This is a genomic window from Roseburia sp. CLA-AA-H209 (genome assembly GCF_020687575.1).
In the GTDB taxonomy this organism is placed as follows: Bacteria; Bacillota; Clostridia; order Lachnospirales; family Lachnospiraceae; genus Roseburia_C; species Roseburia_C amylophila.
Map to the genome: position 1 here is coordinate 125382 of NZ_JAJEQU010000004.1, position 16789 is coordinate 142170.

A 16789-nucleotide genomic window follows, 5' to 3' on the forward strand; every position below is an offset into this window, starting at 1 on the left:
TTATTGACATCCAAGATATTAATTGCTATAATAGCAAAGCATATTGCCGAAGACAGTAGGTGCCGTAAGGCGTAACCGTAGAGAACCTACCGAGGAAATGCAGATACTTATGTATTTGTAAATGAGATTTCAAATCCTCTCTGTCTTCCACAGAGAGGATTTTTTAGGTAATGTACCTGTCTTTCGCAAGATGAAAAATAAAGAAGGAGGTGCACGATTCGTGGCAAAAGTAGAACTTAAACAGCCTATCGTACAGGAAATTTCTGAGCAGATTAAAGATGCACAGTCAGTAGTAGTCGTTGACTACCGTGGACTTACCGTTGCAGAAGATACTCAGCTGCGTAAGCAGTTAAGAGAAGCTGGTGTTGCTTATAAAGTATATAAGAATACATTAGTTAATTTTGCAATCAAAGGAACTGATTTCGAAAGCCTTTCCGACGTATTGGAAGGACCAAACGCATTCGCAATTTCAACAACAGATGCAACAGCACCTGCAAGAGTAATTGCTAAATTTGCAAAGACAGCTCCTGCACTTGAGATTAAAGCCGGCGTAGTAGAAGGAACCTTCTATGATGCAGATGGAATGAAAGCAATCGCTACAATCCCATCCAGAGAAGAATTACTTTCCAAATTCCTTGGAAGTATTCAGTCTCCTATTACAAACTTCGCTCGTGTTATTAATCAGATCGCTGAAAAAGGCGGCGCAGCAGACGTAGAAGTTAAGGCAGAAGAGGCAGCACCTGCAGAAGAAGCTCCAGTAGAAGCTCCTGCAGAGGAAACTCCAGCAGCAGAATAATCTGCAAACCAATCAATTTATTGAAAACAAAACCAAAAACGGAGGTAAATTAAAATGGCTAAATTAACAACAGCTGAGATGATTGACGCTATCAAAGAGTTAAGCGTATTAGAGTTAAATGAATTAGTAAAAGCTTGTGAAGAAGAGTTCGGTGTATCCGCAGCAGCAGGCGTTGTAGTTGCAGCAGCAGGTGGGGACGCAGCAGCAGCAGAAGAGAAGACTGAGTTTGACGTAGAGTTAACAGAAGTTGGACCAAACAAAGTTAAGGTTATCAAAGTAGTTCGTGAAGCTACTGGCTTAGGCTTAAAAGAAGCTAAAGACTTAGTAGATGGCGCTCCTAAGATCGTTAAAGAGCAGGCTGACAAAGCTACAGCTGATGACATCAAAGCTAAATTAGAAGCTGAAGGTGCTAAAGTAACATTAAAATAATTTTTGATTCACAACTGAATTAGAAATGATAGGAATCGGATTCATAGAAATATGGATCCGATTTTCTTGTAGTTTATAGGACTTTAGACCTATTGACGAAAAAAGGAAATATGTAATAATAGTAGCGTAACTTGAAAACAATATAAGAACAGGAGATTAGTTATGAACACAGGACTTAAGGTATGGCTCTGGATTGTATTTGTAATCAATATCATTTCCGGAGTAATGATGATTCCGTTAATGCTCATTCAGCCACTGCTGATTGTCAGCCTCATTGCAGAAGTGCTTATTATCGTAGGTGCCGGTCTGATTTTGTTTGCACAGAAGAAGGTTGGATTCTATCTGATGATTGCATGTGCAGCAATCGGTCTGGTAATCAACATCTTTGGCGGGGTTGGAGTCGTAAAAAGTATCATCAGCGCAGTATTGTGCCCATTAATTACATATTTGTTTATGCAGAAAGACTGGGACAGCTTCCAGTAGAATGAGACATCAACAAGAAGAACCTTCCGGCAGAAATGCTGGAAGGTTCTTTGCTTTATAGAAAATATTTTTATAAAAGTGATAGATTTAAGACATCAGATTCGTAATAATAAGTGTAGCTGCAAAAATGCAAACCATGGTGCATGAAGCAAAAGGCAGGATAACAATGAAGATAACAGAGAAGAATTATATTCAGCAATTACAATTGCATAATGAAGAAGCATTGATTTATGTCATAGATATGTATGGTGGATTGCTTAAGGCGGTCATCCGGAAACACTTATTTACCATGCCACACAAACAGGAAGAATGCATGAACGATGTGCTGCTTTCCATCTGGGAACACGCAGCATCCTTTGATGATAAGAAGAACAACTTCAAAAACTGGGCGGCAGCTATTGCCCGGTATGAAGCAATTGACTATCTTAGAAAATATAAGCGGGACTTGGAACAGCTTTGTATGGATGATGTGACAGCGGCGGAAAATGACAGGATGTTAGAACAACTGATAGAAGGGGAATTAAGCCGTGAAGTAGAACAATTGCTTTTGTGCCTGAAACCCCTTGACCGGAAAATATTTATGAAATTATTTGTAGAGGAAGAATCTGTAGAGCAGATAAGCGAAGATACCGGACTTCCGAGAGATGTCATTTACAACCGGGTATCCAGAGGAAAGCGGAAAATGAGAAACATGTATTTGAAACAGAAGGAGGCATGAAGAGATGAAAGACGATAAAATCTATGAAATGTTAAATGATGCGGAAATTGATTTGAAGGAATATGAAGTAGAAGAGTTATCCTCCGAAGAAAAGGAACGGTATAAAACGAGAATCCGGATGGAGGTAAAACGTATGAACATGGAAACAAGGAATAAGAAAAATAAAAATATAAGAAAAATTGCGGCAGGAATGGCAGCAGCCTGCGCGGTCGCAGTGGGAGTGGCGGGATTTTCTAATTCTGCACTGGCAGACAGCATCTACAGCAACACAATCGGAAAACTGATTGGCGCAACACAGGGAGATAAAGATGAAAAGGAACTTTCTGATATCTATTCTACTATTGGAAAAGAGTCCACGGAATTGGTTTCGGATGACCAGTGTGTGCTGGAAACAGACCGGAGTGGAGTAAAGATAAGCGTTTCGGATGTGTATTGCGATGGTTACCTGCTTTACTACACAACCACCCTTAACACAGACAATGCAGAACTGAATGAATCGGACTGGATAATGGGACCGCAGCGTGATAAGGTGATGGAAAATGTTTCTATCAATGAAACCCTGATTCAGTCGGCAATCGGGCAGCCTTTTGAAAAAGCAGAGGACGGAAGCTATGTGAAGATGGAACAAATTGATTTATCAACATTGACTGATGAAAATGATAATCCGATTGATATTTCGGACTTGAAAGATTTTACCGTAACCTGGAGCATAGACACCTTGGAAGGCTATCTTTCCGATGCATGGGATGAAAATGGAGAATATCAGACCACCACAAAAGTAAGCGGAGACTGGCAGCTCTCCTTCCCGGTGCATGTGGATACTTCCAAGAATGAGACCATCGCTGTAAATAAAGAAGACAATGGTGTTGTAGTAAGTCAGGTGATCAAAACCGGTGCCGTCTTGATCGTTGACATGCAGCTCCCGGATATTACCGGCGCACCGTACAATGACCCACATAATGACCCGGATATATTTATTACCGACGAAGCAGGCAATGCAATGTGGTGGTTAGGCGGCCGGTTTACCCCAAATGAGGATGGAAGCCAGAGTGAACGGATTATGCTGCTTTATAATGGAGAGAGTACAATCCATATATCCGTAACCAACAAAAATGGTGCAGGTGAAAGTATTGCAGAACTGGATGTGGACTTAAAATAAAACCGGAAGCAATAAAATAGATAATGAAATATGTAATAGAATAGAAAAATAAAGAAAAAAGCAACTATGGGATGCAAAGAAAAAAGCATTTCATGGCTGCTTTTTCTGATGTTAGGCAGCTATAAAAAACGCAGATGGCAGGCTGCATCACTGCGAGGATGAAAATTATTCCCCAATATTGAAAAATATATGCATATTGTGCGAAAATAATGCTTGACTTTAGAAAACTACTTGTGGTATCATATACGTTGCACTATTGTGGTGAGGTGGCTTTACTATATCCTTTTTTAGGAAATGAAGCCCGAAGAATATAATTTGCTGAAATTTAGTGGATTGAGAATAAAAAACGAGAGGTGAAACGTCAATGGAGAAAAACAGAATACGTCCGGTGAAGGCTGGAAAAGGCATACGTATGAGTTACTCAAGACAAAAAGAGGTATTGGAAATGCCAAACCTGATTGAGGTCCAGAAGGATTCTTATCAGTGGTTCTTAGACGAGGGCCTGAAAGAAGTGTTTGCAGATATCTCTCCGATTGAGGATTATAGCGGACATCTTAGCTTGGAATTTGTGGATTTCACATTATGTGAGGATGATGTGAAGTATACAATTCCGGAGTGTAAACAGAGAGACGCAACTTATGCAGCTCCTTTGAAGGTAAAAGTCAGACTGTATAACAAAGAAACAGATGAAATTAATGAACATGAGATTTTTATGGGCGATTTACCTCTCATGACAGAGACAGGAACCTTCGTTATCAATGGAGCAGAGCGTGTTATCGTAAGCCAGTTGGTTCGTTCCCCTGGTATTTACTATGGCATTGCGCATGATAAAGTAGGTAAGGAACTCTATTCCTGTACCGTAATCCCGAACCGTGGAGCATGGTTAGAGTATGAAACAGACTCTAATGATATTTTCTATGTACGTGTTGACCGTACCAGAAAAGTGCCAATCACAGTATTACTGCGTGCATTAGGACTGGGAACCAACCAGGAAATTATAGATTTATTTGGTGAAGAGCCAAAGATTTTAGCATCTTTTGGAAAAGACGTTGCTACAAGCTACGAGGAAGGTCTTCTGGAATTATATAAGAAGATTCGTCCGGGCGAGCCTCTTTCTGTTGACAGTGCAGAGAGCCTGATTACCGCAATGTTCTTCGACCCAAGACGTTATGACCTGGCAAAAGTAGGCCGTTATAAATTTAACAAGAAGCTGGCATTTAAGAACCGTTTACGCGGAAAAGTGCTGGCTGAAGATGTTGTTCTTGAGACTACCGGAGAGGTAATCGAAAAAGGAACAGAGCTGACCAGAGAGCTTGCAGAAGAGATTCAGAACGCAGCTGTTCCGGCAGTATATATTGCTACAGAAGAAAGAAATGAAAAAGTTCTTTCTAATATGATGGTAGACCTCACTACCTATGTTGATGTAGTACCGAAGGAAGTTGGTATTACTGAGCTGGTATATTATCCGGCATTAAAGAAAATCCTGGATGAAAATGAATCCTTGGAAGATATCAAGGAAGCAATTCGTAAAAACGTATCTGAACTGGTTCCGAAGCATATCACCAAGGAAGATATTTTCGCATCCATTAACTACAATATGCACTTGGAGTGGGGCATTGGAAATGATGACGATATTGACCACTTAGGCAACCGTCGTATCCGTGCCGTAGGTGAGTTATTACAGAACCAGTACAGAATCGGACTTTCCAGAATGGAACGTGTGGTTCGTGAGCGTATGACCACCCAGGATCAGGAAGGAATTTCTCCACAGAGCCTGATTAATATCAAACCGGTAACCGCAGCAGTGAAAGAGTTCTTCGGATCTTCCCAGTTGTCACAGTTCATGGATCAGAACAACCCGCTGGGTGAGCTGACACATAAGAGACGTTTATCCGCATTAGGACCAGGTGGTTTGTCCAGAGACCGTGCCGGATTCGAGGTTCGAGACGTACACTACTCCCATTACGGAAGAATGTGCCCTATTGAGACTCCTGAAGGACCGAACATCGGACTTATCAACTCACTGGCATGTTATGCAAGAATTAACGAATATGGTTTCATTGAGGCACCATATCGTAAGATTGATAAAACAGATCCTAAGAATCCGCGTGTTACAGAAGATGTTGTATACATGACCGCAGATGAAGAGGATAATTACCATGTAGCACAGGCGAATGAAAAACTGGATGAAGAAGGACATTTCGTAAGAAATTCCGTTTCCGGCCGTTACTTAGACGAGACACAGGAATATGACAAGCAGATGTTTGATTATATGGACGTATCTCCTAAGATGGTATTCTCTGTTGCTACCGCATTGATTCCGTTCTTGCAGAACGATGATGCGAACCGTGCGCTGATGGGATCTAACATGCAGCGTCAGGCAGTACCTCTTCTTACCACAGAAGCTCCTGTAGTAGGAACCGGTATGGAAACCAAGACCGCAGTAGACTCCGGTGTATGTGTAGTTGCAAAAAAATCCGGTACTATTGAGAAATCTGAGTCAAACCAGATTACCGTGAAGAATGATGATGGAACAAGAGACGTATACAAACTGACCAAGTTCTCACGAAGCAACCAGTCCAACTGCTACAACCAGAGACCAATCGTGTTCAAAGGTGATCATGTAGAAGCTGGCGAAGTAATTGCTGACGGACCATCTACCTCTAATGGTGAGCTTGCTCTTGGAAAGAACCCGTTAATCGGATTCATGACATGGGAAGGTTACAACTACGAGGATGCTGTTCTTCTGAGTGAAAGATTAGTACAGGATGATGTTTATACATCTGTTCATATTGAAGAGTACGAAGCAGAAGCCCGTGATACCAAATTAGGACCGGAAGAAATTACAAGAGACGTTCCAGGTGTCGGCGATGATGCATTGAAAGACCTTGACGAAAGAGGAATCATCCGTATCGGTGCAGAAGTTCGTGCCGGTGATATTCTGGTAGGTAAGGTTACTCCAAAGGGAGAGACAGAGCTTACCGCAGAAGAGAGACTGTTACGTGCCATCTTCGGTGAGAAAGCAAGAGAAGTAAGAGATACTTCCTTAAAAGTACCACATGGTGAATATGGTATCATTGTAGAGGCGAAAGTATTTACAAGAGAAAATGGTGACGAATTATCCCCTGGTGTAAATCAGGCAGTTCGTATTTACATTGCACAGAAGAGAAAAATCTCCGTTGGAGATAAGATGGCTGGACGTCATGGTAACAAGGGTGTTGTTTCCCGTGTACTTCCGGTAGAAGATATGCCATTCCTGCCGAACGGCCGTCCACTGGATATTGTATTGAACCCATTGGGTGTACCTTCCCGTATGAATATCGGTCAGGTCCTGGAGATTCACTTAAGTCTTGCAGCGAAAGCACTTGGATTTAACATTGAGACTCCTGTATTTGACGGCGCACGAGAGATTGATATTCAGGATACCCTGGAACTGGCAAATGATTATGTCAACTCCACCTGGGAAGAATTTGAAGCAAAATATAAAGATACATTGCGTGAAGATGTAATGCAGTATCTTTCCGATAACAGAGACCACAGAGAATTATGGAAGGGCGTTCCGATTTCCCGTGACGGAAAGGTTCAGCTTCGTGACGGACGTACCGGAGAAGAATTTGACTCACCGGTTACCATTGGCCACATGCATTACCTGAAACTGCATCATCTGGTAGATGATAAGATTCATGCACGTTCTACAGGTCCTTACTCCTTAGTAACGCAGCAGCCTCTGGGTGGTAAAGCTCAGTTTGGTGGACAGCGTTTCGGAGAGATGGAGGTTTGGGCACTGGAAGCTTATGGTGCATCTTACACATTACAGGAGATTCTGACTGTGAAGTCCGACGACGTGGTTGGCCGTGTGAAGACATACGAAGCAATCATTAAGGGTGACAATATCCCTGAACCGGGAATCCCAGAATCCTTCAAGGTACTTCTCAAAGAACTTCAGTCCCTTGGTCTTGATGTCAGAGTATTAGACGAAGACCGTAACGAAGTTGAACTGATGGAGACCAGCGAATATGGTAACACAGATTTGAATTCCATTATCTCAGGCGATAAAGATTTCGCGTTTGAAGACAGCGAGTCCTTCGGAAAGATGGGCTTTACCAAACAGGAATTTGATTCTGAGAGTGGAGAACTCAACAACGTAGAAGAAGAGGAAGAGGATGATGACGCAGGCTTCGATTTTGACGATGCTGCCGATGAAGTTCTTGACGAAGAATAAATAGGAAGGGAGTGTCATTAATGCCAGGAACAGTAAAACAGGAAACTTACCAGCCGATACAGTTTGATGCAATTCAGATTGGTCTGGCATCACCTGAGAAAATCAGAGAGTGGTCCAGAGGAGAAGTTAAGAAACCTGAGACCATTAACTATAGAACTTTGAAACCGGAAAAAGACGGATTATTCTGTGAGAAGATTTTTGGACCGAGCAAAGACTGGGAATGTCATTGTGGTAAGTACAAAAAGATTCGTTATAAAGGTGTTGTCTGCGACCGCTGTGGTGTTGAAATCACCAAAGCCAGCGTTCGTAGAGAGCGTATGGGACATATCGAGCTTGCAGCTCCGGTATCCCATATCTGGTACTTCAAAGGAATTCCATCCCGTATGGGATTAATCTTAGATCTTTCTCCAAGAACATTGGAGAAGGTTCTGTACTTTGCTTCCTATATCGTACTGGATGCAGGTTCTACAGATTTATCTGTAAAGCAGGTATTATCCGAGCAGGAATATCAGGATGCAAGGGAAAAATATGGCAGCTCTTTCCGTGTTGGAATGGGTGCAGAAGCCATTCTTGAGTTATTACAGGCAATTGACCTGGAGAAAGATGCAGCAGAGCTGAAAGCAGAATTAAAAGATGCTACCGGCCAGAAACGTGCAAGAATCATCAAGAGACTGGAAGTTGTAGAATCCTTCCGTGAATCCGGAAATAAACCGGAGTGGATGATTATGACCGTTATCCCGGTTATTCCACCAGACTTACGACCTATGGTACAGCTGGATGGCGGACGTTTTGCAACATCCGATTTAAATGATTTATATCGTAGAATTATCAATAGAAATAACCGCCTGAGAAGATTATTAGAGTTAGGTGCACCTGATATCATCGTTCGTAACGAGAAGAGAATGCTGCAGGAAGCAGTAGATGCCCTGATTGACAACGGTAGAAGAGGAAGACCGGTAACCGGACCTGGTAACCGTGCTCTGAAATCTTTGTCCGATATGCTGAAAGGTAAATCTGGACGTTTCCGTCAGAACCTTCTTGGAAAACGTGTAGACTACTCTGGACGTTCCGTTATCGTCGTAGGACCGGAACTTAAGATTTATCAGTGTGGTCTGCCAAAAGAAATGGCAATCGAGCTGTTTAAACCGTTTGTTATGAAAGAGCTGGTTGCAAACGGAACTGCACACAATATTAAGAGTGCAAAGAAGATGGTTGAAAGATTACAGTCGGAAGTCTGGGATGTCTTAGAAGATGTCATCAAGGAGCATCCGGTTATGCTGAACCGTGCTCCTACACTGCATAGACTTGGTATTCAGGCATTTGAGCCAATCCTGGTAGAAGGTAAAGCAATTAAGCTTCACCCATTGGTATGTACCGCATACAACGCCGACTTCGACGGAGACCAGATGGCTGCCCATTTGCCACTGTCACAGGAAGCACAGGCAGAATGTCGTTTCATGCTGCTTTCACCGAACAACCTGTTAAAACCTTCTGATGGAGGTCCTGTAGCCGTTCCTTCACAGGATATGGTTCTTGGTATCTACTATCTGACACAGGAAAGACCAGGTTCCTTAGGAGAAGGCGGATACTATAAGAGTGTAAACGAAGCAATTCTGGCATATGAGAACCAGGCACTGACCTTACATTCCAGAATCCATGTGCGTGTTCATAAGACCATGCCGGATGGAACTGTTAAGACTGGTGTCGTTGAGTCCACACTGGGAAGATTTATCTTCAATGAAATCATTCCTCAGGATTTAGGTTTCGTAGACAGAAGCAAGCCTGAAAATGAACTGGTACTGGAAATCGATTTCCATGTAGCAAAGAAGCAGTTAAAACAGATTCTGGAAAAAGTTATTAATACACACGGAGCAACCAAGACCGCTGAGGTATTAGACGATATTAAGTCCATGGGTTACAAGTACTCTACAAGAGCAGCTATGACCGTATCTATTTCAGATATGACGGTACCGCCTCAGAAACCGGAAATGATTGCAAAGGCTCAGGATACGGTAGATCGCATTTCAAGACAGTACAAACGTGGTCTTATTACAGAGGAAGAGCGTTACAAAGAAGTTGTTGAAACATGGAAAGAGACTGATGATGAGCTGACAGAAGCACTGCTTTCCGGTCTGGATAAATACAACAACATCTTCATGATGGCAGATTCCGGAGCCCGTGGTTCTGATAAACAGATTAAACAGTTAGCAGGTATGCGTGGTTTGATGGCTGATACAACCGGTAGAACAATCGAGCTGCCTATCAAATCAAACTTCCGTGAAGGTCTTGAAGTATTGGAGTACTTCATGTCCGCACATGGAGCCCGAAAAGGTATGTCCGATACTGCGTTACGTACCGCCGATTCCGGTTACTTAACCAGACGTCTGGTAGACGTATCACAGGACCTGATTGTCCGTGAATCTGATTGCTGCGCAGGCACAGGAAGAGAGATTCCTGGTATGTATGTCAAAGCATTTATGGATGGAAAAGAAGAAATCGAAAGTCTTGAAGAGCGTATTACAGGAAGATTCTCCTGTGAGACAATTTGCGATAAAGATGGTAATGTGCTTGTAAAAGCAAACCATATGATTACACCAAAACGTGCTGCAGCAATTATGAGCAAGGGTGTAGATGAGAATGGAGAACCATTAACCAAGGTTAAAATCCGTACGATTCTTACCTGCCGTTCCCACATTGGAGTTTGTGCAAAATGTTACGGAAGCAATATGGCTACCGGTCAGGCGGTACAGGTTGGTGAAGCGGTTGGTATTATCGCAGCTCAGTCTATCGGAGAACCTGGTACACAGCTTACCATGAGAACATTCCACAACGGTGGTGTTGCCGGTGACGATATTACACAGGGTCTTCCTCGTGTCGAGGAGTTGTTTGAGGCAAGAAAGCCTAAGGGACTTGCAATTATCACAGAATTTGGTGGTGTTGCAACCATTAAAGATACCAAGAAGAAACGTGAGATCATTGTAACAAACAATGAAACAGGTGAGGCTAAGACTTATCTGATTCCTTACGGTTCCAGAATTAAGATTATGGATGGAGCAGTATTAGAGGCTGGTGATGAGCTGACCGAAGGTTCTGTAAATCCGCACGATATCCTTAAGATTAAGGGCGTACGTGCCGTACAGGATTACCTGATTCAGGAAGTACAGCGTGTATATCGTCTGCAGGGTGTTGAAATTAACGATAAGCATATCGAGGTTATCGTACGTCAGATGTTAAAGAAGATTCGCATTGAAAATAACGGAGATTCTGAGTTCCTGCCAGGAACATTAGTAGATAATCTGGATTACGAAGAGATGAATGAGCAGTTAGAGGAAGAAGGCAAAGAGCCGGCAGAAGGTAAACAGGTATTACTTGGTATTACCAAAGCATCTTTGGCAACCAACTCCTTCTTATCAGCAGCATCCTTCCAGGAGACAACTAAGGTTCTGACAGAAGCAGCTATCAAGGGCAAGATTGACCCATTGATTGGTCTGAAAGAGAACGTAATTATCGGTAAGCTGATTCCGGCTGGTACTGGTATGAAGCGTTATCGTAACATCAAACTGAACACAGATGTAAACGAAGAGGAAGAACTCTCCTTTGATGATTTTGACGGATTCGATGAGGCGCCTGTGACAGATGAAATCGAAGAGACAGAAGCAAAAGAAGAAGTAACTGCTTCTACAGAAGAATAATGTAAGGTTCGAAGAACTGATGCAGATACAGGAAGGGAAGCTCTGGCTTAATAGGCCGGAGTTTCCCTTTCGAGTTAGAGATTCTTTTAAGCTTTTATACAGGTGGTAGAATAAACAAACGAGGAAAATCCAATGAAGGTAATCGTAGCAATAGATTCATTAAAAGGCAGCTTAAGTTCCTTAGAGGCAGGAAAAGCAGTGGAAGATGGTATTAAAAAAGCAATACCAACAGCAGAAGTTATGATAAAGCCGGTTGCAGATGGTGGAGAAGGAACAGTAACAGCCCTGACCACCGGATTGCAAGGCAGTCTGGAAAAGGTAGCGGTAACAGGTCCCCTTGGACAGAAGGTCGAGGCAGCGTATGGTATCCTGCCGGATAAAACAGCAGTCATTGAAATGGCAGAAGCCGCCGGACTGCCACTGGTGCCGGTGGATAAACGAAATCCAATGGAAACCACTACTTATGGTGTGGGGGAACTGATAAGCCATGCCATGGATAGAGGCTGCCGTAAGTTTATCGTTGGAATTGGCGGCAGTGCCACCAATGATGGCGGTGTCGGAATGCTGCAGGCTTTGGTGTGTCATTTTTATAAAAAAGATGGAATCGAAATAGGATTTGGAGCAACAGAACTGAAAGACCTGGAAACGATAGATACGGAGGCGTTGGATAAGAGGCTAAAAGAATGTACTTTTGAAATAGCCTGTGATGTGACCAATCCATTATGTGGCACAACAGGAGCCAGTGCTGTGTTTGCACCACAGAAGGGCGCAGACGAGACCATGGTAGTAAAACTGGATGCGGCATTAGCTCATTTTGCTGATGTAACAGAAAAGGCTTTAGGCGTAGACAACCGGAACATGCCGGGAGCCGGAGCAGCAGGCGGACTGGGCTTCGCATTTGCATCTTATCTGGGCGGGGATTTACGTCCGGGCGTAGAGATAGTATTAGATGCGGTATTGCCGGAGAAAGAATTAAGTGAAGCTGATATCGTAGTGACCGGAGAAGGAAGATTTGACGGACAGACTGCTATGGGAAAAGCGCCGGTTGGAATTGCAAAGCGGGCAAAAGAAAAGGACTGCATGGTACTGGTATTTGCCGGCAGCATTGAACCACAGGGCGTCCGGAAAGTGCAGGATGAAATGCAGCTTGTAGATGGAGCATTTCCAATTTTACCAGGTGTGATGACATTGGAAGAAGCCATGCAGAAGACTGTGGCATATGAGAATATGAGCTATACGGCAGAGCAGGTATTCCGGCTGATTGGGAACTGTTATATAAAATAATTTCTATGCCAGCCCTTCGTACCCTAGTTCATAGAGCAGCTCATTGGCATCGGAAAGAGCACAGTTTCTTTGCAGGCAGAAAATAATCGCACTGTCCCGCTCCATGCGGGCATAGAGAATCGGATAGCCGGTAGCTTTTAAAAGCTGCTGCACTTCCGTAAAGGATAGGTCCATGGCAAAGCAGAGGGCGAGCACTTTGTCACGGGAAGGACGTTTGCGCCCATCAAAAATCTGATAACAGTAAGTACGGTCAAGACCGCTTTTTCGGATGAGAGAAGGCAGGTCTTGATTTTTTGCCTGAATCAACCGGTTCAGATAATCCGAAAGTGAGACCTCGATCAGCTCAGCTTCCTCCTGCTCTGCATAGTTGGAGAAAGCAGGTGTGTTTTTCAAAATATCTAAAAGTTCCTGGGTTGATTTTTTCATTTGGCGAATCCTCTCATTTCTGCTATAGTGATATTGATTATCATAGAATTGTGGGAATGAAAATTCAAGTAGAAAAGGAAAAAGTGATAACAAATGAGTGAAAAATTATATCAGGATTTTCGGCGGCAGCGGCAGATACCGCTTACCGTACTGGGGGGCCAGCCGCCCTATCAGACCCGGTTGATACAGGATGCTGCCACAGGAAAGATTCTGGTTCAAAAAGCAATACAAAAAGACAGTATTCCGGTTTACCGGAAACTGCAGCAATTAGAGAGTCCACATCTTGCAAAGATTATAAGCTGTGAAGAGCAGCAGGACATCGGCATGGTAACAGAAGAATATATCAGCGGTGAGACACTGGATGAGAAGCTGCACCGGCAGGGCGTTATGCCGCCGGAGCTTGTAAAATATTATATCCGACAGTTACTGGAAGCATTGGAGCAGATTCATGCACAGGGAATCGTACACCGTGATATTTCTCCGAAAAATGTTCTCATTTCTACGGATGGAGTTGTAAAATTACTGGATTTTGATATTGCAAGGAGACGTAAGCGAAATCAGAATGCAGACACGACAATTCTTGGAACCGTAGGATTTGCATCTCCGGAGCAGTATGGCTTCCTTCAGACAGATGCAACCGCAGATATTTATGCACTGGGCGTTCTTATGAATGTGATGCTGGAGGGGACACTGCCCAATGTGCATCTGACTGCCCGGAAACCATTTTGTAATGTGATAAAAAGATGTATAGAGATTGACCCGCAGAACCGCTATCAGAATGCCGGGGAACTTCGGGAGGCATTAAAATTAGAAAATCCTGGTGCTGTAAAAAAGAAAACGATTCTTCCGGGATTCCGGACCGGAGTTGTCTGGAAAGAGATAGTGGCAGTTTTTGTATATCTATTTCTGATTGTGGGAAGCATACAGTTTCTGATGCTGTATGGTAAGACTCCATTGACTTTTTGCCTGGAAGCAATTGCGGTATTCATCTATGCGTGGATATCCTGCGGGGTTGGATTTAATTTCCTTTTGTGGGACACCAAAGTGCCGGGAATCCGCTCCCTGCAGAAGCCGGTACGGATTATAATCCGGATTATACTGGCACTTACTATCTTTTATTTTGGCATGAAGCTGGAAAACTATGTAAAAATAACCTTACTTGGTCTGCCGCTGAAATAGAAAATATCGAAAGTTATCGGGCTATGAAAGATGCCTCCGATTTTGAACACGGCTGAAAATGTATGCTGCCGGCATACCACAAAGCCTTCCGACTCGTATATGATGATTTCATACTTAAGAATGATGAAAAACCGGGAGGCAAGAAAATGGAAAAAGTAAAGAAACCGATTTATAAGAAATGGTGGTTTTGGGTAATTATTGTAGTAGTTGTATTTGCAATTGCAGCAGGCGGCAGCGGAAGTGACAAAAAGGATTCGAAAAAGAATTCTGTTGCCGGTACAGAGCAGACGGATAACAAAGACGCAAAGACAAAGGACTCCGATGCAAAAGATGCAGAACCGGAAGAAGATTTATCCGCTGTAGAAACAGAATATACCCTTGGAGCAGGTTATTACACCGCAGGTATTGATTTGCCGGTTGGAAAATGTAACCTTACCGCAGTCAGTGGAAATGGAAATATAAACAGCTCCAATCTTCTGAAGGGTGGAGTCAATGAGATGTTCGGCGTGGATGATGGAAATGATCTTTACGAATCATCCTTTAACGGACTTAAGATGAAAGAAAATGTAGTATTTCATATTTCCGGAGATGTAGTTGTACAGGTCAGCTATACAGAAGTGACTGGTGGCATGACCGGAAGAGAATATGATGAATCTCAGGCGGTAGAATTAGGCAGTGGAAACTATACCGCAGGAACAGATTTTCCGGCAGGAACCTATACGGTGACAGCGGTGGACGGAACCGGAAATGTCAGTTCATCCAATCTGCTTGACGGTGGAATGAATGAGATATTTGGTGTGGATGACGGAAATGGTCTTTATACTTCTGAAGTGAAAAATGTGGAATTCAGTGATGGTGTGGATTTAAAGGTAAGTGGAGTGAATATCCGTCTGGTGCCGGCAAAGGAATAAAAGTATTTACGGAAATATTATAGAAAAGCACAACAGGATGTGCCTGAGGAGGGCAAGGCTGCTGTGCTTTTCTTGTAGCTTATGCGAATAGTGAAAAAATATATTCTTATCCGATGTATTTGGAAAGCATTATAACAACGGGAGAAGTTCGCGTTGATTTAAGAAAAAATTATGGTACAATTGCAGTGAATATGAGAAGTTATAAAAAGTTATAAAGACTTATAAAAGAATATAAAAGTTATAAAAGGTTATAAAAACTTATAAAAGGAGTACTCAAAATGACAATCCGTACCGCACAGATGGAAGATATTGATGCAATTACAGCAGTGGAAACAGAATGTTTTCCGCCGGCAGAAGCAGCAACAAGGGAAGAATTTGCAGAACGTCTAAAATATTATAAAGACCATTTCTGGCTGATGTTCAATGAGGGACATCTGGTGGCATTTGTAGATGGCATGGTGAGTAATCAGAAAGACCTTACAGATGAAATGTATGAAAAAGCAGACCTGCATGAGGAACAGGGTGACTGGCAGATGATTTTCGGTGTGAATACCATCCCGGCATATCGAAGATGCGGTCTGGCAGAGCAGCTATTAAAAAGAGCTATTGCAGATGCAAAAGCCCAGGGAAGAAAAGGGCTGGTGCTGACCTGCAAGGATAAGCTGATACATTACTATGCGAAATTTGGTTTTGAAAATGAAGGCGTATCGGAATCTACTCATGGAAACGTGGTGTGGAACAAGATGCGTCTGACTTTTTAAAAATGGAATATCTTATAAAAACGAAATGAGGCAGAATATTGAAATATAAAAAAGTAGTAAAAGGAAGCTTTGTAGACCGCCCGAATCGTTTTATAGCCCATGTTAAGATTGACGATGAGATTCAGACAGTACATGTAAAGAATACCGGGCGGTGCCGGGAACTGCTGCTTCCGGATGCGGAAGTTTATCTGGAAGTGGCAGACAATCCGGCACGAAAGACAGCCTATGATCTGATTGCGGTCTATAAAGAAAATTTTGGCTTAATAAATATTGACAGTCAGGCACCGAATAAGGTGGCAAAGGAATGGCTTGAAACACAGAATTATGATGTAGTGAAACCGGAGTATAAATATGGAAATTCCAGAATTGATTTCTATATGAAGAAAGGGATGCAGGAATATCTGATGGAAGTAAAGGGCTGTACCTTAGAACGGCAGGGAATCGGTTATTTTCCCGATGCACCAACAGAGCGAGGGGTAAAGCATTTACGGGAATTGATTGGAGCAAAAAAAGCCGGTTATGAATGTGCTGTGGCATTTGTGATTCAGATGGAAGGCGTAACGGAAGTCCGGGCAAATGAAGAGACACACCCGGAGTTTAAAGATGCGTTAGAAGAAGCGCGGGCAGCAGGCGTAAAAGTATTGTTTCTTATGTGCAAGGTGGAAAAGGACAGCCTCAGAGTAGTGGAGCAGCGGGAGTAAAAAATGTGGTATAAAGAAAAGGTAGTGC

13 protein-coding genes and 1 other annotated feature are annotated in these 16789 nt (G+C 42.9%); of the genes, 12 read left to right on the forward strand and 1 reads right to left on the reverse strand.

The window, feature by feature from the left end; genetic code table 11:
• Nucleotides 1-28 precede the first annotated feature (28 nt).
• Nucleotides 29-174: a sequence feature (ribosomal protein L10 leader region), on the forward strand.
• 46 nt (nt 175-220) lie between these two features.
• The 8 genes from rplJ to LKD41_RS05540 all read left to right on the forward strand — a co-directional run bounded on the left by rplJ (nt 221) and on the right by LKD41_RS05540 (nt 12783).
• Complete coding sequence (gene rplJ, locus LKD41_RS05505; protein ID WP_227700649.1) at nt 221-796, forward strand: 50S ribosomal protein L10; 576 nt, start codon at nt 221-223, stop codon at nt 794-796.
• A 54-nt stretch (nt 797-850) separates the two neighbouring features.
• On the forward strand, nt 851-1225 hold the full coding sequence (gene rplL, locus LKD41_RS05510) for a 50S ribosomal protein L7/L12 (RefSeq protein ID WP_117697286.1): 375 nt from the start codon (nt 851-853) through the stop codon (nt 1223-1225).
• A gap of 162 nt (nt 1226-1387) precedes the next feature.
• The gene (locus tag LKD41_RS05515) at nt 1388-1708 is read left to right on the forward strand and encodes a hypothetical protein (RefSeq protein WP_022242929.1); all 321 of its coding nucleotides are present in this window, start codon (nt 1388-1390) and stop codon (nt 1706-1708) included.
• A 166-nt stretch (nt 1709-1874) separates the two neighbouring features.
• A complete protein-coding gene (locus LKD41_RS05520) occupies nt 1875-2426 on the forward strand; it encodes a sigma-70 family RNA polymerase sigma factor (protein ID WP_227700650.1) in 552 nt (183 codons plus the stop codon).
• 4 nt (nt 2427-2430) lie between these two features.
• Nucleotides 2431-3585: a DUF4179 domain-containing protein gene (locus LKD41_RS05525; protein WP_227700651.1), complete on the forward strand. Its 1155-nt coding sequence runs from the start codon at nt 2431-2433 to the stop codon at nt 3583-3585.
• Nucleotides 3586-3949: 364 nt separating this feature from the next.
• Nucleotides 3950-7807, forward strand: coding sequence for a DNA-directed RNA polymerase subunit beta (rpoB, locus tag LKD41_RS05530; protein WP_022242932.1), 3858 nt, complete (start codon nt 3950-3952; stop codon nt 7805-7807).
• A gap of 20 nt (nt 7808-7827) precedes the next feature.
• Nucleotides 7828-11499, forward strand: a complete 3672-nt coding sequence (gene rpoC / locus LKD41_RS05535) for a DNA-directed RNA polymerase subunit beta' (RefSeq protein WP_022242933.1) — start codon at nt 7828-7830, stop codon at nt 11497-11499.
• Between the two features lie 132 nt (nt 11500-11631).
• On the forward strand, nt 11632-12783 hold the full coding sequence (locus tag LKD41_RS05540) for a glycerate kinase family protein (RefSeq protein ID WP_227700652.1): 1152 nt from the start codon (nt 11632-11634) through the stop codon (nt 12781-12783).
• 3 nt (nt 12784-12786) lie between these two features.
• On the opposite strand, the gene LKD41_RS05545 is transcribed toward LKD41_RS05540, so the two are convergent.
• Entirely contained in the window at nt 12787-13209 is a 423-nt protein-coding gene (locus LKD41_RS05545; protein ID WP_022242935.1) for a hypothetical protein, read from the reverse strand.
• A gap of 93 nt (nt 13210-13302) precedes the next feature.
• Here LKD41_RS05545 and LKD41_RS05550 point away from each other — a divergent pair, with 93 nt between their 5' ends.
• The 4 genes from LKD41_RS05550 (at nt 13303) to sfsA (ending at nt 16761) form a co-directional block, all read left to right on the forward strand.
• The gene (locus LKD41_RS05550; protein ID WP_227700653.1) at nt 13303-14388 is read left to right on the forward strand and encodes a serine/threonine protein kinase; all 1086 of its coding nucleotides are present in this window, start codon (nt 13303-13305) and stop codon (nt 14386-14388) included.
• Between the two features lie 146 nt (nt 14389-14534).
• Nucleotides 14535-15299 (forward strand): hypothetical protein, encoded by a 765-nt coding sequence (locus LKD41_RS05555; protein ID WP_022242937.1) that lies wholly within the window; start codon nt 14535-14537, stop codon nt 15297-15299.
• A 278-nt stretch (nt 15300-15577) separates the two neighbouring features.
• Nucleotides 15578-16060 (forward strand): GNAT family N-acetyltransferase, encoded by a 483-nt coding sequence (locus tag LKD41_RS05560; protein WP_118088088.1) that lies wholly within the window; start codon nt 15578-15580, stop codon nt 16058-16060.
• A 38-nt stretch (nt 16061-16098) separates the two neighbouring features.
• The gene (gene sfsA / locus LKD41_RS05565) at nt 16099-16761 is read left to right on the forward strand and encodes a DNA/RNA nuclease SfsA (protein ID WP_227700654.1); all 663 of its coding nucleotides are present in this window, start codon (nt 16099-16101) and stop codon (nt 16759-16761) included.
• Nucleotides 16762-16789: the final 28 nt, after the last annotated feature.

Bases quoted from the DNA above. Each gene is read 5' to 3' on its own strand.
- rplL (WP_117697286.1), top strand. From the start codon at position 851: ATGGCTAAATTAACAACAGCTGAGATGATTGACGCTATCAAAGAGTTA.
- LKD41_RS05515 (WP_022242929.1), top strand. From the start codon at position 1,388: ATGAACACAGGACTTAAGGTATGGCTCTGGATTGTATTTGTAATCAAT.
- LKD41_RS05520 (WP_227700650.1), top strand. From the start codon at position 1,875: ATGAAGATAACAGAGAAGAATTATATTCAGCAATTACAATTGCATAAT.
- LKD41_RS05525 (WP_227700651.1), top strand. From the start codon at position 2,431: ATGAAAGACGATAAAATCTATGAAATGTTAAATGATGCGGAAATTGAT.
- rpoB (WP_022242932.1), top strand. From the start codon at position 3,950: ATGGAGAAAAACAGAATACGTCCGGTGAAGGCTGGAAAAGGCATACGT.
- rpoC (WP_022242933.1), top strand. From the start codon at position 7,828: ATGCCAGGAACAGTAAAACAGGAAACTTACCAGCCGATACAGTTTGAT.
- LKD41_RS05540 (WP_227700652.1), top strand. From the start codon at position 11,632: ATGAAGGTAATCGTAGCAATAGATTCATTAAAAGGCAGCTTAAGTTCC.
- LKD41_RS05545 (WP_022242935.1), bottom strand. From the start codon at position 13,209: ATGAAAAAATCAACCCAGGAACTTTTAGATATTTTGAAAAACACACCT.
- LKD41_RS05550 (WP_227700653.1), top strand. From the start codon at position 13,303: ATGAGTGAAAAATTATATCAGGATTTTCGGCGGCAGCGGCAGATACCG.
- LKD41_RS05555 (WP_022242937.1), top strand. From the start codon at position 14,535: ATGGAAAAAGTAAAGAAACCGATTTATAAGAAATGGTGGTTTTGGGTA.
- LKD41_RS05560 (WP_118088088.1), top strand. From the start codon at position 15,578: ATGACAATCCGTACCGCACAGATGGAAGATATTGATGCAATTACAGCA.